This window comes from Niallia laureatilytica, assembly GCF_046613985.1.
GTDB lineage: Bacteria > Bacillota > Bacilli > Bacillales > Cytobacillaceae > Niallia.
In genome coordinates, this window is record NZ_JBKKHP010000016.1 from 12,719 (window position 1) to 35,557 (window position 22,839).

37 protein-coding genes are annotated in these 22,839 nt (G+C 39.8%); all 37 read right to left on the bottom strand.

Going from position 1 to position 22,839, the window contains the following annotated elements; all coding sequences use genetic code 11:
- Positions 1-11: 11 nt before the first annotated feature.
- Positions 12-449: a 50S ribosomal protein L13 gene (gene rplM / locus ACLIJJ_RS24290; RefSeq protein ID WP_127742459.1), complete on the bottom strand. Its 438-nt coding sequence runs from the start codon at positions 447-449 to the stop codon at positions 12-14.
- Positions 450-655: 206 nt separating this feature from the next.
- Entirely contained in the window at positions 656-1,393 is a 738-nt protein-coding gene (gene truA / locus ACLIJJ_RS24295) for a tRNA pseudouridine(38-40) synthase TruA (RefSeq protein ID WP_251647796.1), read from the bottom strand.
- Between the two features lie 12 nt (positions 1,394-1,405).
- Complete coding sequence (locus ACLIJJ_RS24300; protein ID WP_237940542.1) at positions 1,406-2,203, bottom strand: energy-coupling factor transporter transmembrane component T family protein; 798 nt, start codon at positions 2,201-2,203, stop codon at positions 1,406-1,408.
- Positions 2,200-3,072 carry an energy-coupling factor ABC transporter ATP-binding protein gene (locus ACLIJJ_RS24305; RefSeq protein ID WP_233318713.1) on the bottom strand — a complete coding sequence of 291 codons (873 nt, stop codon included), beginning with the start codon at positions 3,070-3,072 and terminating at the stop codon, positions 2,200-2,202. Before ACLIJJ_RS24305 ends, ACLIJJ_RS24300 begins: the two co-directional genes overlap by 4 nt.
- The gene (locus ACLIJJ_RS24310) at positions 3,048-3,887 is read right to left on the bottom strand and encodes an energy-coupling factor ABC transporter ATP-binding protein (protein ID WP_237940541.1); all 840 of its coding nucleotides are present in this window, start codon (positions 3,885-3,887) and stop codon (positions 3,048-3,050) included. The genes ACLIJJ_RS24305 and ACLIJJ_RS24310 overlap by 25 nt, the downstream gene beginning before the upstream one ends.
- 398 nt (positions 3,888-4,285) lie before the next feature.
- Positions 4,286-4,648, bottom strand: coding sequence for a 50S ribosomal protein L17 (gene rplQ / locus ACLIJJ_RS24315; RefSeq protein ID WP_127742449.1), 363 nt, complete (start codon positions 4,646-4,648; stop codon positions 4,286-4,288).
- 59 nt (positions 4,649-4,707) lie between these two features.
- The gene (locus ACLIJJ_RS24320; protein WP_233318741.1) at positions 4,708-5,652 is read right to left on the bottom strand and encodes a DNA-directed RNA polymerase subunit alpha; all 945 of its coding nucleotides are present in this window, start codon (positions 5,650-5,652) and stop codon (positions 4,708-4,710) included.
- A 177-nt stretch (positions 5,653-5,829) separates the two neighbouring features.
- Positions 5,830-6,219 carry a 30S ribosomal protein S11 gene (gene rpsK / locus ACLIJJ_RS24325; protein ID WP_233318710.1) on the bottom strand — a complete coding sequence of 130 codons (390 nt, stop codon included), beginning with the start codon at positions 6,217-6,219 and terminating at the stop codon, positions 5,830-5,832.
- Positions 6,220-6,240: 21 nt separating this feature from the next.
- The gene (gene rpsM, locus ACLIJJ_RS24330) at positions 6,241-6,606 is read right to left on the bottom strand and encodes a 30S ribosomal protein S13 (RefSeq protein WP_127742447.1); all 366 of its coding nucleotides are present in this window, start codon (positions 6,604-6,606) and stop codon (positions 6,241-6,243) included.
- Positions 6,607-6,628: 22 nt separating this feature from the next.
- Entirely contained in the window at positions 6,629-6,742 is a 114-nt protein-coding gene (gene rpmJ / locus ACLIJJ_RS24335; protein ID WP_000868344.1) for a 50S ribosomal protein L36, read from the bottom strand.
- A gap of 37 nt (positions 6,743-6,779) precedes the next feature.
- A complete protein-coding gene (gene infA, locus ACLIJJ_RS24340) occupies positions 6,780-6,998 on the bottom strand; it encodes a translation initiation factor IF-1 (protein ID WP_016204578.1) in 219 nt (72 codons plus the stop codon).
- A gap of 857 nt (positions 6,999-7,855) precedes the next feature.
- On the bottom strand, positions 7,856-8,506 hold the full coding sequence (locus ACLIJJ_RS24345) for an adenylate kinase (RefSeq protein ID WP_233318706.1): 651 nt from the start codon (positions 8,504-8,506) through the stop codon (positions 7,856-7,858).
- Positions 8,507-8,574: 68 nt separating this feature from the next.
- Complete coding sequence (gene secY / locus ACLIJJ_RS24350; protein WP_233318704.1) at positions 8,575-9,870, bottom strand: preprotein translocase subunit SecY; 1,296 nt, start codon at positions 9,868-9,870, stop codon at positions 8,575-8,577.
- Positions 9,870-10,310, bottom strand: a complete 441-nt coding sequence (rplO, locus tag ACLIJJ_RS24355) for a 50S ribosomal protein L15 (protein WP_233318703.1) — start codon at positions 10,308-10,310, stop codon at positions 9,870-9,872. Before rplO ends, secY begins: the two co-directional genes overlap by 1 nt.
- 32 nt (positions 10,311-10,342) lie before the next feature.
- Entirely contained in the window at positions 10,343-10,525 is a 183-nt protein-coding gene (gene rpmD / locus ACLIJJ_RS24360; protein WP_233318701.1) for a 50S ribosomal protein L30, read from the bottom strand.
- A 13-nt stretch (positions 10,526-10,538) separates the two neighbouring features.
- Complete coding sequence (gene rpsE / locus ACLIJJ_RS24365; RefSeq protein ID WP_233318700.1) at positions 10,539-11,045, bottom strand: 30S ribosomal protein S5; 507 nt, start codon at positions 11,043-11,045, stop codon at positions 10,539-10,541.
- Between the two features lie 24 nt (positions 11,046-11,069).
- Positions 11,070-11,432, bottom strand: coding sequence for a 50S ribosomal protein L18 (gene rplR / locus ACLIJJ_RS24370; protein WP_233318698.1), 363 nt, complete (start codon positions 11,430-11,432; stop codon positions 11,070-11,072).
- A 32-nt stretch (positions 11,433-11,464) separates the two neighbouring features.
- Positions 11,465-12,001, bottom strand: coding sequence for a 50S ribosomal protein L6 (gene rplF, locus ACLIJJ_RS24375; protein WP_233318696.1), 537 nt, complete (start codon positions 11,999-12,001; stop codon positions 11,465-11,467).
- Between the two features lie 31 nt (positions 12,002-12,032).
- The gene (gene rpsH, locus ACLIJJ_RS24380; protein ID WP_233318694.1) at positions 12,033-12,431 is read right to left on the bottom strand and encodes a 30S ribosomal protein S8; all 399 of its coding nucleotides are present in this window, start codon (positions 12,429-12,431) and stop codon (positions 12,033-12,035) included.
- A gap of 29 nt (positions 12,432-12,460) precedes the next feature.
- Positions 12,461-12,646 (bottom strand): 30S ribosomal protein S14, encoded by a 186-nt coding sequence (rpsN, locus tag ACLIJJ_RS24385; protein WP_009499044.1) that lies wholly within the window; start codon positions 12,644-12,646, stop codon positions 12,461-12,463.
- Between the two features lie 25 nt (positions 12,647-12,671).
- Positions 12,672-13,211 carry a 50S ribosomal protein L5 gene (gene rplE, locus ACLIJJ_RS24390; RefSeq protein WP_233318692.1) on the bottom strand — a complete coding sequence of 180 codons (540 nt, stop codon included), beginning with the start codon at positions 13,209-13,211 and terminating at the stop codon, positions 12,672-12,674.
- Between the two features lie 26 nt (positions 13,212-13,237).
- A complete protein-coding gene (gene rplX, locus ACLIJJ_RS24395) occupies positions 13,238-13,549 on the bottom strand; it encodes a 50S ribosomal protein L24 (RefSeq protein ID WP_233318690.1) in 312 nt (103 codons plus the stop codon).
- Positions 13,550-13,586: 37 nt separating this feature from the next.
- The gene (rplN, locus tag ACLIJJ_RS24400; protein WP_016204567.1) at positions 13,587-13,955 is read right to left on the bottom strand and encodes a 50S ribosomal protein L14; all 369 of its coding nucleotides are present in this window, start codon (positions 13,953-13,955) and stop codon (positions 13,587-13,589) included.
- A gap of 40 nt (positions 13,956-13,995) precedes the next feature.
- Positions 13,996-14,259 carry a 30S ribosomal protein S17 gene (gene rpsQ / locus ACLIJJ_RS24405; RefSeq protein WP_233318739.1) on the bottom strand — a complete coding sequence of 88 codons (264 nt, stop codon included), beginning with the start codon at positions 14,257-14,259 and terminating at the stop codon, positions 13,996-13,998.
- 20 nt (positions 14,260-14,279) lie between these two features.
- Complete coding sequence (gene rpmC / locus ACLIJJ_RS24410) at positions 14,280-14,483, bottom strand: 50S ribosomal protein L29 (protein WP_003351417.1); 204 nt, start codon at positions 14,481-14,483, stop codon at positions 14,280-14,282.
- Positions 14,473-14,907 carry a 50S ribosomal protein L16 gene (rplP, locus tag ACLIJJ_RS24415; RefSeq protein WP_127742417.1) on the bottom strand — a complete coding sequence of 145 codons (435 nt, stop codon included), beginning with the start codon at positions 14,905-14,907 and terminating at the stop codon, positions 14,473-14,475. The genes rpmC and rplP overlap by 11 nt, the downstream gene beginning before the upstream one ends.
- Positions 14,908-14,909: 2 nt before the next feature.
- Positions 14,910-15,566: a 30S ribosomal protein S3 gene (rpsC, locus tag ACLIJJ_RS24420; protein WP_127742415.1), complete on the bottom strand. Its 657-nt coding sequence runs from the start codon at positions 15,564-15,566 to the stop codon at positions 14,910-14,912.
- 3 nt (positions 15,567-15,569) lie between these two features.
- Positions 15,570-15,911, bottom strand: coding sequence for a 50S ribosomal protein L22 (gene rplV / locus ACLIJJ_RS24425; RefSeq protein ID WP_233318686.1), 342 nt, complete (start codon positions 15,909-15,911; stop codon positions 15,570-15,572).
- An 18-nt stretch (positions 15,912-15,929) separates the two neighbouring features.
- Positions 15,930-16,208: a 30S ribosomal protein S19 gene (gene rpsS / locus ACLIJJ_RS24430; protein ID WP_233318684.1), complete on the bottom strand. Its 279-nt coding sequence runs from the start codon at positions 16,206-16,208 to the stop codon at positions 15,930-15,932.
- Between the two features lie 60 nt (positions 16,209-16,268).
- Positions 16,269-17,099, bottom strand: coding sequence for a 50S ribosomal protein L2 (gene rplB, locus ACLIJJ_RS24435; RefSeq protein WP_233318682.1), 831 nt, complete (start codon positions 17,097-17,099; stop codon positions 16,269-16,271).
- A 29-nt stretch (positions 17,100-17,128) separates the two neighbouring features.
- Positions 17,129-17,413 carry a 50S ribosomal protein L23 gene (gene rplW, locus ACLIJJ_RS24440; RefSeq protein WP_144458335.1) on the bottom strand — a complete coding sequence of 95 codons (285 nt, stop codon included), beginning with the start codon at positions 17,411-17,413 and terminating at the stop codon, positions 17,129-17,131.
- Positions 17,413-18,036: a 50S ribosomal protein L4 gene (gene rplD, locus ACLIJJ_RS24445; protein WP_233318680.1), complete on the bottom strand. Its 624-nt coding sequence runs from the start codon at positions 18,034-18,036 to the stop codon at positions 17,413-17,415. Before rplD ends, rplW begins: the two co-directional genes overlap by 1 nt.
- Before the next feature lie 28 nt (positions 18,037-18,064).
- Positions 18,065-18,691 carry a 50S ribosomal protein L3 gene (rplC, locus tag ACLIJJ_RS24450; protein WP_233318678.1) on the bottom strand — a complete coding sequence of 209 codons (627 nt, stop codon included), beginning with the start codon at positions 18,689-18,691 and terminating at the stop codon, positions 18,065-18,067.
- A gap of 38 nt (positions 18,692-18,729) precedes the next feature.
- Positions 18,730-19,038 carry a 30S ribosomal protein S10 gene (rpsJ, locus tag ACLIJJ_RS24455; protein ID WP_233318676.1) on the bottom strand — a complete coding sequence of 103 codons (309 nt, stop codon included), beginning with the start codon at positions 19,036-19,038 and terminating at the stop codon, positions 18,730-18,732.
- A complete protein-coding gene (locus ACLIJJ_RS24460; RefSeq protein WP_237940537.1) occupies positions 19,038-19,178 on the bottom strand; it encodes a hypothetical protein in 141 nt (46 codons plus the stop codon). The genes rpsJ and ACLIJJ_RS24460 overlap by 1 nt, the downstream gene beginning before the upstream one ends.
- A gap of 249 nt (positions 19,179-19,427) precedes the next feature.
- Complete coding sequence (gene tuf / locus ACLIJJ_RS24465; RefSeq protein WP_233318674.1) at positions 19,428-20,615, bottom strand: elongation factor Tu; 1,188 nt, start codon at positions 20,613-20,615, stop codon at positions 19,428-19,430.
- A gap of 120 nt (positions 20,616-20,735) precedes the next feature.
- Complete coding sequence (gene fusA / locus ACLIJJ_RS24470; RefSeq protein WP_411411838.1) at positions 20,736-22,805, bottom strand: elongation factor G; 2,070 nt, start codon at positions 22,803-22,805, stop codon at positions 20,736-20,738.
- Positions 22,806-22,839: the final 34 nt, after the last annotated feature.

Consider the following 22,839-nt stretch of genomic DNA (forward strand, 5'->3'; position numbering starts at 1 on the left):
TCCCTTATTAATTATCCGCGAAGTTCGTAAACTTCTGGTTGTTGTGCTTGGTGCGGATGCTCGCTACCAGCGTATACATGTAATTTTTTAAACATTTGACGACCAAGAGAATTCTTTGGAAGCATGCCTTTGATAGCAAGCTCAAGCATTTTCTCAGCGTAGTTTGTACGCATTTCTAAAGCTGTTCTTTGCTTTAGTCCACCTGGATGCATTGTGTGACGGTAGTAAATTTTATCAGTCAATTTTTTACCAGTCAATTCGATTTTTGAAGCATTTAAAAGAATAACATGATCACCAGTGTCCACATGTGGTGTGAAAGTTGGTTTGTGTTTACCACGTAGAATTGATGCTACTTCACTAGCAAGACGACCTAAAGTTTTGCCTTCAGCATCAATCACGTACCATTTACGGTCAACAGTATTTGAATTAGCCATGAACGTTGTACGCATGAGTTTCCCTCCTGAATGTAAGTTTTTAATTTTTTGTTTGTTTTAATGATTTACGTCTATATGTTCACACAATAAGTTTCCGGGGCTTAATGTGGGTTTATAATACATACCATATTATGATATATGCTAGAGTGGCATATGTCAAGAAAATGTTACACCAGGTTTAGTTGTTATGAATATTTCTTGAAAACCTGGCTCTTTCGGCCCTAATAAAAGACCTTCCAAAGATAAAGTCCGTTTGCAGAAGCTGTCTTTCCTGCGGCTTTGCGGTCTTTCTTCTCTAGTATCTCTTTAATGGATTCCGGCTTTCGTTTGCCTCTGCCCACATCTAACAGCGTCCCAATAATAATCCGGACCATATTGTACAGGAAACCATTCCCTTCGAAGCAAAAAACAAGCATGTCCCCTTCTTCCACCAATCTCATGGAATGAATGGTCCTAACCTTATCTTCTTTGTCTGTCTTCATGGAACAAAAACTCGTAAAATCATGTTCTCCGATGAAATACTCCAGTGCTTCCCTAATGGCACCTATATCCAGCTGATATGGGTAATAATAGGCAAAATTACGCTTAAACGGGTCTCTCCTTTCAGAGAGATGAATAAAATAACGGTATTCCTTGCCCTGCACATTGTATCTCGCATGAAAGCTCCTATCAACCGCCTCTATTGTGGAAAAAACAATATCATGCGGCAGCAGTGCATTTAAAGCAAGCTCCCACTTACCTGCAGGAATATCAAGATCTGAATCGAAATGAATAACTTGACCCTTTGCATGAACACCTGCATCTGTACGGCCCGATGCTTGTATCTTAATTTCACTGCCTTTATGAAGCTTTTTAAGAGCTTTTTCAATTTCTCCTTGAACAGTTCGGTCTTTTGGCTGCAACTGAAAACCGCAGTATTCGGTGCCGTCATAGCTGACTATCCCTTTATATCTTTGCATTATTTATCTCCATTATGATTTAAATACAAACAGCAATCCTGCCACTAGCACTAATAATAAAATCATGATACTATCTGTTTGCTTCCATACTAACTGACGGTACTTGGTCCTGCCCTCTCCGCCTTGATAGCCTCTTGCCTCCATTGCAGTTGCTAGCTCTTCCGCACGCTTAAAAGCATTGACAAACAACGGAATTAACAATGGAACAATAGCTTTAATTCTGTTCTTGATTGGGCCGCTAGAAAATTCGACCCCTCTTGCCATCTGTGCCTTCATTATCTTCTCCGTCTCATCCATAAGTGTCGGGATAAAGCGCAGGGAAATAGACATCATTAAAGCAAGCTCATGAACTGGAAAACGGACTTTTTTCAACGGCCCTAGGAGCGTTTCTAAGGCATCTGTCAGCTCGATTGGAGTCGTTGTCAAGGTAAGCAAGGATGTCATAATGATAAGCAGAAAGAATCTTAATGAAATAAGAATCCCCATCCTTAAACCTTCTTCATAAATCTTTATCCATCCGTATTCAAATAAAAGGTTGCCACCTTTAGTAAAGAATAAATGAAGACAGAAAGTAAATAATATAAGCCATAAAATCGGCCTTAACCCGAGATAAATATATCGGAAGGGCACCTTGGATAACAGAATCATCATACCAACATAAACAGCAAGTATAAAGTAGGTAACCGCATTGTTAGCAAGGAAAACGATACATATAAATAAAAATACGATTATCAGTTTAGAGCGAGGGTCCATCCTGTGAAGAAGAGAGTCAATGGGAACAAAACGGCCGATTATCATCTTCCCCATCATTGATTAGCCTCTTTTTTCTTTAAATGATCTGAAACTTCCATAATAAATGTCTCCATGTTTAAATGCACTCTGTCTAACTTGTATCCTAGCAGTGATTCTAATTTCTGTTGAAATCTAACTATATCCGGAACATTAAGACCAATTTCTATTAAACCTTCACTATTTGAGAATATATTCTCTGGTGTTCCTTCTTTATAAACATTTCCTTTGTTCATAATAACTATTTTATCAGCATAGATTGCGGCATCTTCCATGCTGTGAGTAACAAGAATGGTCGTTAAATTCCGCTCTTTATGAAGTCTGTAGAACATATCCATAATTTCTTTGCGCCCTCTTGGATCAAGTCCAGCGGTTGGTTCATCAAGCACAAGCACCTCTGGTTCCATTGCCAGAACTCCTGCAATTGCAACCCTTCTCATCTGTCCTCCAGATAAATCAAATGGAGATTTAGTCAAATACTCTTCAGACAGACCAACTTCTTTAAGCGCCTTTTTTGCTCTTACTTTAGCTTCTTCCTCGCTTACACCAAAGTTCATCGGTCCAAAGCAAATATCCTTTTCCACTGTCTCCTCGAAAAGCTGGCTTTCGGGAAACTGGAAGACGATTCCTACCTTTTGACGAATAGGGGCAAGGTTTTTATTTTTACGTCCAGATTCGATTAGTCTGTCGCCAATTACAACACTACCATTTGAAGGTGTTAACAGAGCATTCAAATGTTGAAGGACGGTAGATTTCCCAGAGCCTGTATGTCCAATAATAGCTGTATATGATCCAGAGGTAATGTTTATGTCTACATCCTTAATAGCCAGAGTCTCAAATGGTGTATTCTCTTGATACTTATAAGCTACTCTTTGAAGTGAGATGTCCATAACTCTGTCACCAACTCTTCTTCTGTCAATGTAATTTTGTCCAGTTGAACTCCCTGCTTACGAAGACCGCTTCTCAGCTTTATCGCAAATGGGATATCCAACCCAATATCAATTAATTCCTTTTCTAACTGAAAGATTTCAGAAGGATTCCCCTCTTTATATATCTTCCCTTCATTCATAATTATGATCCGGTCTGCTCTTGCAGCTTCGTCTAAATCATGAGTGATGGAGATAACGGTCATGTTCTCCTCCTTCAGCTCTTTCATTAATTCCAGCACTTCTTGCCTGCCTTGCGGGTCAAGCATGGAAGTAGCTTCATCCAGCACGATGATGCTAGGTTTCAAAGCAATTACCCCAGCAATAGCTACTCTCTGTTTTTGACCGCCTGAAAGATGGTGCGGCTCTTGATCAAGAAAAGGCAACATATTAACTTTTGATAAAGCTGCTTCTACCCTTTTATGCATTTCTTCTCTGGGGACGGCAATATTTTCTAACCCAAAAGCCACATCATCTTTTACTGTAGTACCTACAAACTGGTTATCAGGGTTTTGAAATACCATGCCTATCTTTCTTCTTGCTTCCCATACTGTTTCTTCAGAAATAGTTACATCACCTATTTGAATTGAACCTTCCGACGAAAAATATAAGCCGTTTAACAGCTTTGCAAGTGTAGATTTGCCAGAGCCATTATGTCCTACTATCGCCACCCATTCCCCTTGCTTTACTTGAAAGGAAACGTTATCGAGAGCTTTTCTTTGTTGATCTTCGTACATAAAAGATAAGGAATCAACTGTTACCAATACTTTATGGTCCATATAATACCCCACTCATTTTTCTTTTGCCAAAAAGAAAACTCGCCTTACGGGCGAGCTTTGAATTGGTTTAACATAAGATAGATATTTTTTATAAAATCCTATGTCCCTGTTACCCAGGTAATTCATATGTTGTAAAGAATCTTATGATATTCCTATTCTTCGCACCCTGAATGCTTCTTTAAAAACGAAAAAAGCCCGCACCCCAAATTCACATTGAATTTATTGAGGTGCTAGAGCTAGACGAGACATTTCTATCTTTTTTTCCTTAATGCTCATCGTAACACTCTGTTTTGGCTTGATAGCATATAGAATGAGACTGCTAAAGAAAAAGGGTACTTGAACAAGTTTGATAGCAATATAAACTGTCCCGCACCCTAAGTTCTTTTAAAATCTCTTTATTATACTAACTCGATAATTACCATTGGTGCACCGTCTCCGCGACGAGGTCCCATTTTCATGATACGTGTGTATCCACCTTGACGTTCAGTGTAACGAGCAGCGATGTCGCTGAACAATTTTTGAACAGCATCTTGGTTTTCTTCAACGTTAGCAACTTCATTACGTACGTAAGCAGCAGCTTGACGACGTGCATGAAGATCTCCACGTTTACCAAGTGTAATCATTTTTTCTACAACAGAACGAAGTTCTTTTGCACGAGCTTCAGTTGTTTCAATGCGCTCGTTGATGATTAAGTCTGTTGTTAAGTCACGTAACATAGCTTTACGCTGTGCGCTAGTGCGTCCTAACTTTCTGTAACCCATGTGTGATTCCCTCCTTTTGTTGTTATTCAAGCAGCTGGGCAATCAAAAACGGCTGTTTATCAGTCGTCTTTTCTCAGGCCTAAACCTAGCTCTTCCAGTTTATGCTTAACTTCTTCCAGAGATTTTCTACCTAGATTTCGAACCTTCATCATATCTTCTTCAGTTTTATTTGCCAATTCTTGTACTGTATTAATGCCAGCACGTTTTAGGCAATTATAAGAACGAACAGATAGATCAAGCTCTTCAATCGTCATCTCAAGAACTTTTTCTTTTTGATCTTCTTCTTTTTCTACCATTATCTCAGCATTTTGTGCTTCATCAGTTAAACCAACGAAGATGTTTAAATGCTCTGTCAAAATCTTTGCACCAAGTGCAATAGCATCTTGAGGACCTGTACTACCGTCAGTCCAAACGTCAAATGTTAGTTTATCATAATTAGTCAATTGACCAACACGAGTGTTTTCAACTTGATAATTCACTCTAGATACAGGCGTATAGATAGAGTCAATTGGAATAACACCAATCGGCTGATCTTCACGCTTGTTCTGCTCAGCAGGTGCGTATCCACGACCACGCTTAGCAGTTAAACGCATGCGAAGATTTCCGTTGCTGCCCAATGTAGCGATATGAAGATCTGGATTCAAGATCTCTACATCACTGTCATGAGTGATGTCCGCTGCAGTGACAACTCCTTCACCTTGCATATCAATCTCTAAAGTTTTTTCATCATCAGAGTAGATTTTAAGTGCTAGTTTTTTGATGTTCAATATGATAGATGTTACATCTTCCACGACGCCTTCAATTGTTGAGAACTCATGAAGTACCCCATCAATTTGAATGGATGTGATAGCGGCACCAGGGAGTGAGGATAATAGAATACGACGTAAGGAGTTACCCAAAGTAGTACCATATCCACGCTCAAGTGGCTCTACGACGAATTTGCCGTATTTGGCATCATCGTTGATCTCAACCGTTTCGATTTTTGGTTTTTCTATTTCGATCATCAAAATATACCCTCCTTCAAAACGTCGAAACCCCGGCTAACTGAGTAACCGAAATTCCCCATGTTTACGTTCCCGCTTTGTGCACAACAACTGGGTTAATAATTCTGTACGGGCTTTTTTAAAAAGTTTTAATCAAATCCCAGTATAGACAAGGATAAATGATTTTATACAGAAAAATTAAACGCGGCGACGTTTAGGTGGTCGGCAGCCATTATGAGGAACTGGAGTTACATCTCTGATAGCAGTAACTTCAAGACCTGCAGCTTGAAGAGCACGGATAGCAGCTTCACGACCAGCACCTGGTCCTTTTACAGTTACTTCAAGAGTTTTCATACCATGTTCCATTGATGATTTAGCAGCAGTTTCAGCAGCCATTTGAGCAGCGAAAGGAGTAGATTTACGAGAACCTCTAAATCCTAGAGCTCCTGCACTTGACCAAGAAAGAGCATTACCATGAACATCAGTGATAGTTACGATTGTGTTGTTGAATGTTGAACGAATGTGTGCAATACCAGATTCGATATTCTTTTTCACACGACGTTTACGAGTATTCGTTTTACGTGCCATTACTAGTACCTCCTTTACCGATTATTTTTTCTTGTTAGCTACAGTCTTACGAGGACCTTTGCGTGTACGAGCGTTGTTTTTCGTGTTTTGTCCGCGAACTGGAAGACCACGGCGGTGACGAAGACCACGGTAGCAACCGATCTCCATTAGACGTTTGATGTTAAGTGAAACTTCACGACGAAGGTCACCTTCAACTTTTAGTTTGTCAATGATATCACGGATTTTGTTAAGTTCATCTTCCGTCAAGTCACGAACACGAGTATCTTCAGAAACACCAGCTTCTGCCAATACTTTTTGTGCAGTAATTTTTCCGATACCAAAAATGTATGTTAAAGATATTACTACGCGTTTTTCACGTGGAATATCCACACCAGCAATACGTGCCATCTATATGCGCACCTCCTTATTATTAACCTTGTTTTTGTTTATGTTTAGGGTTTTCACAGATAACCATAACTTTCCCACGTCTGCGGATAACTTTGCATTTTTCGCAGATAGGTTTAACAGATGGTCTAACTTTCATTATCCTAACCTCCTTGATAGTACGGAGTGCAATCAGATTATTTAAAGCGGTAAGTGATTCTTCCGCGAGTCAAGTCATATGGAGATAACTCAACCGTTACTTTATCACCAGGTAAAATGCGGATAAAATGCATACGAATTTTACCAGAAACGTGAGCCAATACAGTATGACCATTTTCTAATTCTACCTTAAACATGGCGTTCGGCAAAGTTTCAGTGATTGTGCCTTCAATTTCGATTACATCGTCTTTAGCCATCGAATAAATTCTCCCTTCATTTTAAAATGCGAAATACTTTAAACTAAATATAGCAAAGTGTAGTTCTCTCTTTTGTAACACGATCGGTGTACATCAACTACTCTGAACTGCTCTATAATATACTAATTCGTCATATAACTGCAACTAATTGATTATAACACAATGTTAAACCTTCGTCCGCTAATAATGACAAATTAATAATAAAAATTATAAACTTCCATCAGAATCGACCAATGTGACCACCAACACAGCTAATATTGCTTTTACACTCCGTTATAAAGCTATATTAAAAGTAATATTTCTTGCTAACAGGGTAATATAAAAACACTAGCAAAGTGCTAACTGCGGCTGTTTCACTGCTTTTGTTAATTACTGCAAAAAAAATAGCATGGACACTTCTTCAAGAGTCTAACCGTATTTTTCGCATCACATACACAATCGCTACATGAAATGCCGTAAAGATCTTCGCATTCCGATATTAAAATAAAGAGGGATTACCGATTGCGCACACCTGGTCCTATACCTTATGTCCATAATAGAAAGAATAATAGTTACCTTCTTCACTACTAGATAAAAAAGCAATTCAAGCGGAGCTACCATGAAATCCAAAATACTCTGCACCAATTATCATAAATTGATTATTCTTCTAACTCACATAAACATTAAAATTCATATTTATGCTTTATTTGTTACAGATATAACCATAGGAATTATTATACCTTTTGAAAAAAGGAAATGCATCATGTTTAGGAATAAACTCCTTAGCCATTTCATCCCAATTCTTCTATTTTATTCTCTGATTTAAGTCCATGCTAGATTCAGATTAGTCTAAGCAAAAGTGTTTTATGAATTTAGGATTACTTAAGAGTACTTAGTAATTCATCCAGATCTGAGAATACTTTTGAAATATCTTGTTGGCCATTGAAGTTTTTCAAGTAGCCTTTTGACTCATAAAAATCAAGTAATGGTTGAGATTGTTTGATGTTAACATCCAAACGGTTTTTGACAGTAGCTTCATTATCATCTGCGCGTTGATATAACTCACCGCCACAGCGATCGCATGTATCTTCTTTAGCAGGCGGGTTGAACACCAAATGGTATGTCGCTCCGCAAGACTTACAAATACGGCGTCCTGTCAGTCTTTCCATTAATATTTCTTGATCGACTTGAACATTGATTACATAATCAAGTCTTTTTTCTAAATCAGACAAAATGGATTCTAAAGCTTCAGCTTGTGGAACAGTACGAGGGAATCCGTCTAGAAGAAAACCCTTTTCACAATCATCCTTACTAAGTCTTTCGCGAACGATCCCGATAGTAACTTCATCAGGAACCAATTCACCTTTATCCATAAATGATTTTGCTTTTAGTCCAAGCTCTGTTTCATCTTTCATTGCAGCACGGAACATATCACCAGTTGAGATATGAGGGATGCCATATTTCTCGACAATCTTCTCGGCTTGTGTACCTTTGCCTGCGCCAGGGAGCCCCATTAAGACTAAATTCATGCGTATTCCCCCCTAAATAAAGTCTTGCACATAAAATTCAAGGGACAAGAGTCCCCTAAAATTATATGTTATTTTATAAATCCTTTATAGTGACGTTTAACTAGTTGGGATTCTAACTGCTTCATTGTTTCCAGCGCTACACCGACTACGATTAGTAGACTCGTTCCACCAATTTGCGCAGATTGCGGTAACCCGGCAATGTTGATAAAGAACACTGGAAGAATGGCAATAACAGCCAAGAATAATGCACCGACTAATGTTAAACGGTAAAGAACACGAGTCAAATATTCTTGCGTACTTTTTCCTGGTCTGATACCTGGAATGTATCCACCTTGCTTTTTCAAGTTCTCTGAAACTTGTTCAGGATTAACTTGGATAAAAGCATAGAAATAAGTGAATGCAAGAATTAAAACTGTATAGATAACCATTCCAATAGGATGCGTGTAGTCGAATACTTTTTGTATCCAAGTTGTTACAGCATTTTGCTCAAAGAATGATGCGATTGTTCTTGGAGTAACCAAGAATGAAACCGCGAAAATAACCGGGATAACTCCAGCAGAGTTAACCTTTAGCGGAAGATGTGTAGATTGTCCTCCAACCGAGCTGTTTCCATTTGTCATTCTTTTCGCATATTGAATTGGGATCTTTCTAAGTGCTTGCTGGATGAAGATTACTCCAACTACAAGAGCTACCACTGCAACTAGAATTAGAAGCACTGTAGCAATGCGCAAGAATAATTGATCACCAGGGTTTTCAAACTGTTGTGCATAAATTTGGTTAGCGATATTTGGAATTCCAGCAGCTATCCCAGCAAAGATGATAATAGATATACCATTACCAACACCTTTTGACGTGATTAGTTCCCCAAGCCACATCAAGAAAGCAGTTCCTGCTGTTAACACAACAGAGATTACCAAGTAGGAACTAAATCCAGGATTAGTAATCAAAGCACCACCTGCAAGGTTATTGAAACCATAAGACATTCCAAAGCCCTGAATGAAGCCTAAGACGATAGTGAAGTATCTAGTAAATTGAGTTAACTTACGTCGACCAGCATCACCTTGTTTAGACCATTCAGTGAACTTAGGTACAACATCCATCTGCAGCAAGCTGACAATGATAGATGCTGTGATATATGGCATAATCCCCATAGCAAGTATAGAAAAGTTGCTAAGCGCGCCGCCGCCGAATGTATTTAGAATACCGAAGGCACTAAAAGCATCCTGCGCTTGTAAAAACTCTGCATTTACATAAGGTACCGGTATGAAAGTACCGATACGGAATATAATCAACATTAATAGGGTGAATATGATTTTACGTCTTATTTCACCCACGCGCATAAAATTGGAGATTGTCTGAAACATTAAATCACCTCAGTTTGACCGCCGGCAGCTTCAATAGCTTCCTTTGCAGCAGAGGAGAATTTATGTGCTTTAACAGTAAGCTTTTTCTCAACTTTGCCATTTGCAAGAATCTTAATTCCTGCTTTCTCGTTGCTCACGATTCCAGTTTCGATAAGAAGTTCTGGAGTCACTTCTGCTCCATCTTCGAAACGGTTAAGAACATCAAGGTTAACAATTGCGTATTCTTTACGGTTGATGTTTGTAAAACCACGTTTTGGTAAACGACGGAATAAAGGAGTTTGACCACCTTCAAATCCTAGTCTTACACCCCCACCTGAACGTGCATTTTGACCTTTATGACCTTTACCAGCAGTCTTACCAGTACCTGAACCGATACCACGACCGACACGCTTACGTTCTTTACGAGAACCTTCTGCAGGTTTTAATTCATGAAGTTTCATATTGGCACCTCCTTATTGAAGAAGAATGATTTTTAGTTTTCTTTAACAGATACTAAATGTGATACTTTAGTGATCATGCCGCGGATAGCAGCATTATCTTGTTGTTGTACTGTTTGGTTTACTTTACGCAAACCTAACGCTTTAACTGTTTCGCGTTGGTCTTGAGGACGACCAATAACGCTTTTAGTGAGGGTAATTTCCAGTTTGTTTGCCATCTAATTTCCCTCCTTATCCTAACAGTTCTTCTACTGATTTACCACGTAACTTCGCTACGTCTTCAGCACGTTTTAATTGTTTTAAACCGTCTAAAGTTGCACGAACCATGTTAATTGGTGTGTTTGTACCTAAAGATTTAGATAGGATATCAGCAACACCAGCTAACTCAAGCACTGCACGTACTGGACCACCAGCGATAACACCAGTACCTTCAGAAGCAGGTTTTAGCAAGATTTCACCAGCACCGAAATGTCCGATAATTTCGTGTGGGATTGTTGTACCAACCATAGGTACTTCCACAAGATTTTTCTTCGCATCTTCAACTGCTTTGCGGATTGCATCTGGTACCTCTTGAGCTTTACCAGTACCAAAACCAACATTGCCGTTTTTATCTCCAACTACTACAAGTGCAGAGAAACGGAAACGACGTCCACCTTTAACAACTTTCGCTACACGGTTGATAGTAACAACGCGTTCTTCAAGTTCAAGTTTGTTTGGATCAATACTACGACTACGCATCTATTTTTGTCCCTCCTTTGACTATTAAAATTCTAAGCCGTTCTCACGAGCAGCATCAGCTAAAGCTTTTACGCGACCATGATATAAATATCCACCGCGGTCAAAAACAACTGATTTAACACCTTTTTCTACAGCACGTTTAGCTACTAATTCACCGATCTTAACAGCAGCATCAAGGTTGCTAGCAGATTCTAAGTTAAGCTCTTTATCTAAAGTAGATGCGCTAGCGATTGTTACGCCATTAACATCATCAATAAGTTGAGCGTAAATGTGTTTGTTTGAACGGAACACATTTAGACGAGGACGAGCTTGAGTACCGCTTAGTTTAGAACGCACACGTGCGTGTCTTTTTTTACGGGTTTCATTCTTGTCAGCCTTCGTAATCATTCAGGTCACTCCTTTCGTTTACCTATCCGGCATTACTTACCTGTTTTACCTTCTTTTCTACGTACGAATTCGCCTTCGTAACGAATACCTTTACCTTTGTAAGGCTCTGGTGGGCGAACGTCACGGATGTTAGCAGCAAGTGCTCCAACGCGCTCTTTACTAGTACCTTTTACAACTACTTTAGTTGCAGAAGGAACTTCGATTTCGATTCCTGCTTCTGGTTCGATCTCAACTGGGTGAGAGTAACCTACGTTAAGAACAAGTTTGTTTCCTTGTTTTTGAGCACGGTAACCTACACCGATTAGTTCAAGACCTCTTTCAAAGCCTTTAGAAACACCTTCCACCATGTTAGATAACAAAGCGCGAGTTGTTCCGTGCAATGCACGATGTTCCTTCGCATCTGAAGGACGAGTAACGTTAATCACGTTCTCTTCAACGTTGATTGCGATATCAGAGTTAAAAGTACGAGTTAATTCGCCTTTAGGACCTTTAACCGTTACAGTACTGTTATCAATAGTAACTGTAACGCCTGCTGGTACTTCGACTGGTTTTTTACCTACACGAGACATTTAGTTGCACCTCCATTCATTTAAACCTATATTACCAAACGTATGCTAAAACTTCTCCGCCAACTTGTTTAGCGCGAGCTTCTTTATCAGTAAGTACTCCTTGAGAAGTAGAAACTAGTGCGATTCCAAGACCGTTTAGTACGCGTGGTACTTCAGTTGCTTTCGCATATACGCGAAGACCAGGTTTACTAATACGTTTAAGTCCAGTAATTACACGCTCGTTGCTAGAACCGTATTTAAGGAAAATGCGGATGATTCCTTGTTTGTTATCTTCAATATATTCAACATCACGGATGAAACCTTCACGCTTCAAGATTTCAGCGATTTCTTTTTTCACATTAGAAGCAGGTACCTCTAATTTTTCGTGACGTACCATATTCGCATTACGGATTCTTGTAAGCAAATCTGCAATTGGATCTGTCATAACCATTGTTTTAACCTCCTTCCCATAATGGGGTTTTACCAGCTAGCTTTTTTCACACCAGGAATTTGTCCCTTATATGCTAATTCACGGAAACAAATACGGCAAAGCTTAAATTTACGGTACACAGAATGTGGACGTCCGCAGCGTTCGCAGCGAGTATATTCTTGTACTTTATATTTAGGCGTGCGTTTTTGTTTCGCAATCATTGACTTCTTAGCCACATTTACGCCTCCCTCTAATTAGAGATTACTTTTGGAACGGCATTCCAAATTGAGTTAATAATTCACGAGCTTCTTCATCAGTGTTAGCTGTAGTAACGATAACAATATCCATACCTCTAACTTTGTTTACTTTATCGTAATCAACTTCAGGGAAGATCAATTGTTCTTTAACACCTAGAGTGTAGTTTCCACGGCCGTCAAAAGATTTCTTAGAAACACCGCGGAAGTCACGAACACGTGGTAGAGAAACAGATACTAGTTTATCGAAAAACTCATACATGCGTTCTCCACGAAGTGTAACTTTCGCACCGATTGGCATACCTTCACGTAGACGGAAGCCTGCGATAGATTTCTTTGCACGAGTGATTACTGGCTTTTGACCAGAAATTACTGTCAATTCTTCTACTGCAATGTCCAATGCTTTAGCATTTGCAACTGCTTCACCAACACCCATGTTGATAACAATTTTCTCAAGCTTTGGAACTTGCATTACAGATTTATAGTTGAACTTGCTCATAAGAGCAGGTACAGTTTCTTTTGTGTACTTTTCTTTTAGGCGGTTCATTCATAGTACCTCCCTTCTTTTTTAAACTATTTATCTAGAATTTCACCGGATTTTTTCGCTACGCGTACTTTTTTACCATCAACAGATGTAGATCCTACACGTGTAGGTTCACCTGTTTTAGGATCGATAGGCATAACGTTGGATACATGAATAGCTGCTTCCTGGTCATTGATTCCACCTTGTGGATTCAACTGGGATGGCTTGTTGTGTTTCTTAACAATGTTTACTCCTTCAACTAGCACACGGCTCTTTTTAGGGAACGCTGCAAGAACTACACCAGTTTTGCCTTTATCCTTACCAGAGATGACCATTACTTTGTCACCTTTTTTAACATGCATCTTTTCGCACCTCCTTAAAGGCAATTGAATTTATGATTTATAGTACTTCTGGAGCTAATGATACAATCTTCATGAAGTTGTTATCGCGAAGTTCGCGAGCAACTGGTCCAAAGATACGAGTTCCACGTGGACTCTTATCATCACGGATAATTACACATGCGTTTTCATCGAAACGAATGTAAGTACCGTCTGCGCGGCGTACACCACTCTTTGTTCTTACTACTACTGCTTTTACTACGTCACCTTTTTTAACAACGCCACCTGGTGTTGCTTGTTTCACAGTAACAACGATGATATCACCGATATTAGCAGTTTTGCGGCCTGAACCACCAAGAACTTTAATAGTTAGTACTTCACGAGCACCAGAGTTGTCAGCAACTTTCAAACGTGATTCTTGTTGAATCATGTGTGTAACCTCCCTTCGGGATGAAGCTTATTCCGAACAATTAGATAATAACTGCTTTTTCTACTACTTCTACAAGACGGAAACGTTTTGTAGCTGATAATGGACGTGTTTCCATAATACGTACAACATCGCCAATTTTAGCTGTATTTTGCTCATCGTGAGCTTTATACTTTTTAGAGTATTTCACGCGTTTGCCATATAGTGGGTGTTTTTTGTACGTTTCAACAACAACAGTAACGGTTTTATCCATTTTGTCAGAAACAACACGGCCAGTATAGACTTTGCGTTGATTGCGTTCGCTCATCATACGAACCTCCTCTCACGTTATCGATTATTGACGCCGATTTCTCTTTCACGAATTACTGTTTTCATGCGAGCAATCGCTTTGCGTACTTCACGAATGCGAGCTGTATTTTCAAGTTGTCCTGTCGCTAATTGAAAGCGAAGGTTGAAAAGCTCTTCTTTTAAAGATTTAACTTTTTGTTCAATTTCTGCAGTGGTAAGGTCACGAATTTCATTAGCTTTCATTAGTTTCACCACCAATTTCTTCACGTTTTACAAACTTACATTTTACTGGAAGCTTGTGTGATGCAAGGCGAAGTGCTTCACGAGCGATCTCTTCAGAAACACCAGCAATTTCGAACATAATTTTACCAGGCTTAACAACTGCTACCCAACCTTCTGGAGCACCCTTACCGGAACCCATGCGGACTTCTAGAGGCTTTGCAGTGTAAGGCTTATGTGGGAAAATTTTAATCCAAACTTTACCGCCACGTTTCATGTAACGAGTCATCGCGATACGAGCGGATTCAATTTGACGGTTAGTAATCCAAGATGCTTCTAAAGATTGTAGACCGTATTCACCGAAAGTTACTTCTGTGCCGCCTTTTGCTTGACCGCGCATTTTTCCACGGTGTACACGACGGTATTTAACACGTTTAGGTAGTAACATTATTATTTGCCTCCTTCCTCAGTTTTCTTCTTCGTTGGAAGGATCTCTCCACGATAGATCCAAACTTTAACGCCTAATTTACCATAAGTAGTATCTGCTTCTGCTGTAGCGTAATCAATGTCAGCACGTAGAGTATGCAAAGGAACAGTTCCTTCACTATAAGACTCGGAACGAGCGATATCTGCTCCGCCTAGACGACCTGATACCATAGTTTTGATACCTTTAGCACCCGCACGCATTGAACGTTGGATAGCTTGTTTTTGAGCGCGACGGAAAGATACACGGTTTTCTAATTGACGAGCAATGTTCTCAGCAACTAGTTTTGCATCCATATCCGCTCTTTTAATTTCAAGAATATTGATGTGTACACGTTTGCCAGTAAGTGAGTTTAAAGCTTTGCGTAAAGCTTCAACTTCTGTACCACCTTTACCGATAACCATTCCTGGTTTAGCAGTGTGAACAGTAACATTCAAACGGTTAGCAGCACGTTCGATTTCTACTTTAGAAACAGAAGCGTCGTTTAAACGTTTTGTAATGTACTCACGTACTTTAAGGTCTTCGTGTAAAAGATCAGCATAGTCTTTGCCTGCGTACCATTTAGATTCCCAATCACGGATGATCCCGACACGCAAACCGACTGGATTTACTTTTTGACCCACTGATTACCCCTCCTTCTTTTCTGATACAACGATAGTGATGTGGCTAGTACGTTTGTTGATTTGACTTGCACGACCCATCGCACGTGGACGGAAACGTTTAAGTGTTGGTCCTTCGTTAACGTATGCTTGCTCAACCACTAGGTTATTGATATCCATTTCGTAGTTATGCTCTGCATTTGCAATAGCAGACTTTAGAACTTTTTCAACGATAGGAGAAGCAGCTTTTGGAGTTAACTTCAAAATTGATACTGCTTCACCTACTTGCTTACCTCGAATTAAATCTACGACTAAACGAGCTTTACGAGGAGCAATACGAACTGTATTTGCAACAGCTTTAGCTTGCATGTGAATGCCCTCCTCTCATTAACGTCTTGTTTTCTTATCGTCACTTGCATGACCTTTGTAAGTACGGGATGGAGCGAATTCTCCAAGTTTGTGACCTACCATGTCTTCAGTGATGTAAACAGGTACATGCTTACGACCATCATAAACAGCGATTGTTTGACCGATGAATTGTGGGAAGATAGTAGAACGACGAGACCAAGTTTTGATAACTTGTTTCTTATCAGACTCACTTAATTTTTCGATCTTTGTTAGTAAATGATCATCAACAAAAGGCCCTTTTTTTAAGCTGCGACCCATGATTGAACCTCCCTTCGTGATTGTTCTACGGTTCTTATTATGAACCGTAGTTCAACCCCGTTATTTTTTACGGCTACGTACGATAAATTTATCTGATTTGTTTTTCTTCTTGCGAGTTTTAGCACCAAGAGTTGGTTTACCCCAAGGAGACATTGGTGATTTACGTCCGATTGGAGCGCGTCCTTCACCACCACCGTGTGGATGGTCGTTAGGGTTCATTACAGATCCACGAACAGTTGGGCGTTTGCCTAACCAGCGAGAGCGACCTGCTTTACCAATCTTGATTAATTCGTGTTGTTCGTTACCAACTTGACCGATTGACGCACGGCAAGTAGCAAGAACTAGACGAACTTCACCAGAATTTAAACGTACAAGTACGTATTTACCTTCTTTACCAAGTACTTGTGCAGAAGTACCTGCAGAACGAACCAATTGTCCGCCTTTACCTGGTTTTAATTCGATGTTGTGGATAACAGTACCCACTGGAATGTTAGCTAGTGGAAGTGCATTACCTGGCTTGATATCAGCCTCTGGTCCTGACATTACTTCTAAGCCAACTTCTAGATTTTTTGGTGCAAGAATGTAGCGTTTTTCACCGTCTACATAGTTGATTAACGCGATGTTAGCAGATCTGTTTGGATCATACTCAATTGTAGCAACGCGTCCTGGAATGCCATCTTTGTCACGTTTGAAATCAATCACACGATATTGACGCTTATGGCCTCCACCTTGATGACGAACAGTTAACTTACCTTGGTTATTACGGCCGCCTTTTCTGTGTAAAGGAGCAAGCAATGATTTTTCTGGAGTACTTGTAGTGATTTCACTAAAGTCAGAAGAAGTCATGTTGCGTCGACCATTAGAGGTAGGTTTGTATTTTTTAATCGCCATTTGTGTTCCCTCCTCTTCTCAGTTATATATTAAGCTTCGAAAAATTCGATTTCTTTGCTGTCAGCTGTTAGTTTAACAATTGCCTTACGACGTTTGTTAGTGTAGCCTCCGAAACGGCCCATACGCTTGAACTTACCTTTGTAGTTCATGATGTTTACTTTCTCAACTTCAACGCCAAAGATTTCTTCTACAGCATCTTTAACTTGAGTTTTGTTAGCTCTAACATCAACTTCAAACGTATATTTTTTCTCAGCCATTAAGTCAGTAGAACGTTCTGTGATAACGGGGCGCTTAATAGTATCGCGTGCATCCATTATGCAAGCACCTCCTCTACTTTTTCAACTGCTGCTTTCGTCATGATTAATTTATCATGATTTAATACATCTAATACTGTAACATCAGAAGCAGATACAACAGTGATTCCAGGGATGTTACGAGCAGATAATGCTACGTTCTCATCTAGGTCAGCTGTTACGATAAGTGCTTTCTTCTCTACAGAAAGATTACCTAAAACAGTTTTGAATTCTTTTGTTTTTGGTGCATCGAAAGCAAGGCTTTGCAATACTAAAATGCTTTCTTCTAATACTTTAGTAGAAAGTGCAGATTTGATTGCTAGTCTGCGTACCTTTTTAGGCAATTTGTAGCTGTAGCTACGTGGAACTGGTCCAAACACTGTTCCACCACCACGCCATTGCGGAGATCTGATAGAACCTTGACGTGCACGTCCTGTGCCTTTTTGGCGCCATGGCTTACGGCCACCACCAGCAACCTCAGAACGAATTTTTGTTTTATGTGTACCTTGACGTAAAGAAGCTCTTTGCATAACAACTGCTTCGAAAAGAACGTGGTTGTTAGGCTCGATACCGAATACAGAATCCTTTAATTCGATATCTCCAGCTTGAGTACCGTCTTGGTTGAATAATGCAACTTTAGGCATTCTTGTTTCCTCCTTTCCGGATTACTAATTATGCTTTAACAGCACTTTTTACTTTTAATAGAGCTTTTTTAGCTCCTGGTACGTTACCTTTAATCAATAGAAGGTTACGCTCAACATCAACCTTAACGATTTCTAGGTTTTGAACAGTTACTTGCTCTCCGCCCATGCGTCCTGGTAATGCTTTACCTTTGAATACACGGTTTGGAGCTACTGGACCCATTGAACCTGGGCGACGGTGGTAGCGTGAACCGTGAGCCATTGGCCCGCGTGATTGTCCGTGGCGCTTGATAGAGCCTTGGAAACCTTTACCTTTAGATATTCCTGTTACATCAACGATATCGCCTTCAGCGAATACGTCTACTTTGACTTCTTGACCAACTTCGTACTCTGCTAAGCTAACTTCTCGCAATTCACGAACGAAGCGCTTAGGAGCAGTGTTTGCTTTAGCAACGTGTCCTTTTTCAGGTTTGTTAGACAACTTTTCACGTTTATCTTCGAAACCGATTTGAACAGCTTCATAGCCGTCTGTTTCAACAGATTTCTTTTGAAGTACAACGTTTTGAGCAGCTTCAACTACTGTTACCGGGATAAGATCGCCGTTTTCAGCAAAAACTTGAGTCATACCAATTTTTCTTCCTAAGATTCCTTTGGTCATTTCAGTCACACCTCCTGATAGTTATATATTTATTTCAATTAAAGTTTAATTTCGATATCTACACCTGATGGTAAATCCAAACGCATTAATGAATCAACAGTTTGTGGTGTTGGGTTCACAATATCGATTAGACGTTTGTGCGTACGCATTTCAAATTGCTCACGAGAATCTTTATATTTATGAACCGCACGTAGGATTGTGTATATAGACTTTTCAGTTGGTAACGGAATAGGTCCAGATACAGCAGCACCAGAACGTTTTGCAGTTTCAACAATTTTCTCAGCAGATTGATCTAAAATCTTGTGATCATACGCTTTTAAACGGATACGGATTTTTTGTTTTGCCATTATTTTCCCTCCTTTTCGCCTATTTTAAAATAGACATTCTCCGCAGAAATTTCCCACACACTCGCCATGGCAAAGCGGCCGGGTGTGTCAGCAACCTTCTGCATCATCGCAGTCAAAGACCAACATTGTCTATTATACATAAACATTCTAAGAAAAGCAATACTTAAATTATTTTTCTTTTTACGTTTTGTACACTTTGATTATTATACAGCGACTATCGTTATATTTCAACCCATTAATGAATAGTCATAAAATTACAATCTATTCTTCAATAATTATGTAGAATAATAAATAACAAAATTACATCATATATATAGAAGAAACTAAGATCACTTTCGTTATTTCTAAATAAAAACGAGCCGGTTAGACCGGCCCGTTTATTTTAAAGGTTATTCAACGATTGTAGCAACTACGCCAGCGCCTACAGTACGTCCACCCTCACGGATAGAGAACTTAGTACCTTCTTCGATAGCGATAGAAGAAATCAATTCAACATCCATTTCGATGTTGTCGCCAGGCATAACCATTTCTACACCTTCAGGAAGGTTGCAGATACCAGTTACGTCAGTTGTACGGAAGTAGAACTGTGGGCGGTAGTTTGTGAAGAATGGAGTATGACGTCCACCTTCTTCTTTAGACAATACGTAAACTTCAGCTTTGAATTTTACGTGTGGAGTAATTGTGCCTGGTTTAGCCAATACTTGACCACGTTGGATATCTTCACGAGCAACCCCACGAAGAAGTGCACCAATGTTGTCACCAGCTTCAGCATAATCAAGCAATTTACGGAACATTTCTACACCAGTTACAGTAGTAGATTTTTTCTCTTCAGCAAGACCGATGATGTCTACAACGTCACCGACTTTAACTTGTCCACGCTCAACACGTCCAGTAGCAACTGTACCACGACCTGTGATTGAGAATACGTCCTCAACAGGCATCATGAATGGTTTTTCAGTGTCACGAGCTGGTGTTGGGATGTACTCATCAACTGCAGCCATAAGCTCGTTGATTTTTTCTTCCCACTCTGCTTCACCTTCAAGAGCTTTAAGAGCAGAACCTTTGATAACTGGAATGTCATCACCAGGGAACTCATACTCAGAAAGAAGGTCGCGAACTTCCATTTCAACTAGTTCAAGAAGCTCTTCGTCATCAACCATGTCACATTTGTTCAAGAATACAACTAGGTGAGGTACACCAACTTGGCGAGACAATAGGATGTGCTCACGAGTTTGTGGCATTGGACCATCAGTTGCAGAAACAACTAGGATACCGCCGTCCATTTGTGCAGCACCAGTGATCATGTTTTTAACATAGTCAGCATGTCCTGGGCAGTCAACGTGTGCATAGTGACGAGTAGCAGTTTCGTACTCAACGTGTGCAGTTGAGATTGTGATTCCACGCTCGCGCTCTTCAGGAGCTGCGTCGATTTGGTCGTAACCTTTAGCTTCCCCACCGCCTGCTTTAGCAAGTACAGTAGTGATAGCAGCTGTTAGAGTTGTTTTACCATGGTCAACGTGACCAATAGTTCCGATATTTACATGGGGCTTTGAACGATCATATTTAGCTTTTGCCATTAGGAAAATCCTCCTTTGATTTGTAAAAATTAAGTATGGGAGCTGTGATATTTATATCACAGCTTTATTGCTTACATAGTAGTTATACTTCATTGAAAAGGTAAAATCAATCATTACCCTTTATTTTTTTTTGATGATCTCTTCAGAGATTGATTTTGGCACTTCTTCGTAGTGGTCAAATGTCATTGAGAACACACCACGGCCTTGTGTGCTAGAACGTAGAGTTGTAGCATATCCAAACATCTCAGAGAGTGGAACCATCGCACGAACTACTTGTGCGTTACCACGAGCTTCCATTCCTTCTACGCGTCCACGGCGAGAAGTGATGTTACCCATGATATCACCCATGTATTCTTCAGGGATGATTACTTCAACTTTCATTACTGGCTCAAGAATTACAGGGTTACATTTTGAAGCAGCATTTTTAAGTGCCATAGAAGCGGCAATTTTAAACGCCATTTCAGATGAGTCAACATCATGGTATGATCCATCAAACAATTTAGCTTTAATGTCTACCAATGGGTAACCTGCAAGTACTCCTCTTTCTAATGCATCTTCTAGACCAGCTTGAACTGGTGCGATGTATTCACGAGGAACAACACCACCGACGATAGCATTTTCGAATTCGAAGCCTTTACCTTCTTCGTTTGGAGCGAATTCGATCCAAACATGGCCGTATTGTCCGCGTCCACCAGATTGACGTGAGAACTTACCTTCAACTGCAGCAGAAGAACGGAATGTTTCACGGTATGCAACCTGAGGAGCACCAACATTAGCTTCAACCTTGAATTCACGACGCATACGGTCTACTAAAATATCCAAGTGAAGCTCACCCATACCAGCGATGATTACTTGTCCAGTTTCCTGGTTAGTATGCGCACGGAATGTAGGATCTTCTTCTTGTAGTTTTTGTAGAGCTGTTGTCATTTTATCTTGGTCAGCTTTTGATTTTGGTTCAATAGACAATTCAATAACTGGCTCTGGGAATTCCATAGACTCTAGAATTACTAGGTTTTTGTCATCACATAGAGTATCTCCAGTTGTTGTATCTTTTAAACCAACAGCTGCAGCGATGTCTCCAGCATGTACTTCTGTAATCTCTTCACGGCTGTTAGCATGCATTTGTAGGATACGTCCTACACGCTCACGCTTACCTTTAGTAGAGTTTTGTACGTAAGAACCTGAGCTCAATGTACCAGAATAAACACGGAAGAAAGTTAATTTACCAACATAAGGGTCAGTCATAACTTTAAACGCCAATGCAGCGAATGGCTCATCATCACTTGATGGTCTTGTTACTTCTTCTTCTGAATTAGGAATTGTACCTTTAATTGCTGGTACGTCTAATGGAGAAGGCAAGTAATCAATTACTGCATCAAGCATTTTTTGAACACCTTTGTTTTTGAAGGCAGATCCACAAATTACTGGATAGAATTCAACGTTTACAGTTCCTTTACGGATTGCAGCTTTCAATTCTTCTTTAGTAATTTCTTCTCCACCAAGATATTTTTCCATTAAGTCTTCATCAAGTTCTGCTACTGCTTCAACCAATTTTTCACGGTATTCTTCAGCAAGATCTTTGTACTCTTCAGGAATTTCTCTATCTTCAATATCTGTTCCAAGGTCATTACCATAGAACGTTGCCTTCATTTCAACTAGGTCAATAATGCCTTCGAATTGATCTTCAGCACCGATTGGAAGTTGAATTGCATGAGCATTAGCTTGAAGACGGTCATGCAAAGTTTTTAATGAATAGAGGAAGTCAGCTCCGATTTTATCCATTTTGTTAACAAATACAACACGAGGTACACCGTAAGTTGTTGCTTGGCGCCAAACTGTTTCAGTTTGAGGCTCAACACCAGACTGTGCATCCAATACTGCTACAGCACCATCTAATACACGAAGAGAACGTTCAACTTCAACAGTGAAGTCTACGTGTCCTGGAGTATCGATAATGTTTACACGATTACCTTTCCATTGTGCAGTTGTTGCTGCAGATGTGATCGTGATACCACGTTCTTGTTCTTGCTCCATCCAGTCCATTTGAGATGCACCTTCGTGAGTTTCACCAATTTTGTGGATACGACCAGTATAGTAAAGTACGCGCTCAGTTGTAGTCGTTTTACCAGCATCGATGTGAGCCATGATGCCGATATTACGAGTATTTTCTAAGGAGAACTCTCTAGCCATTGGTTTTTCTCCTTCCATAAGAAAGTATTTTTTA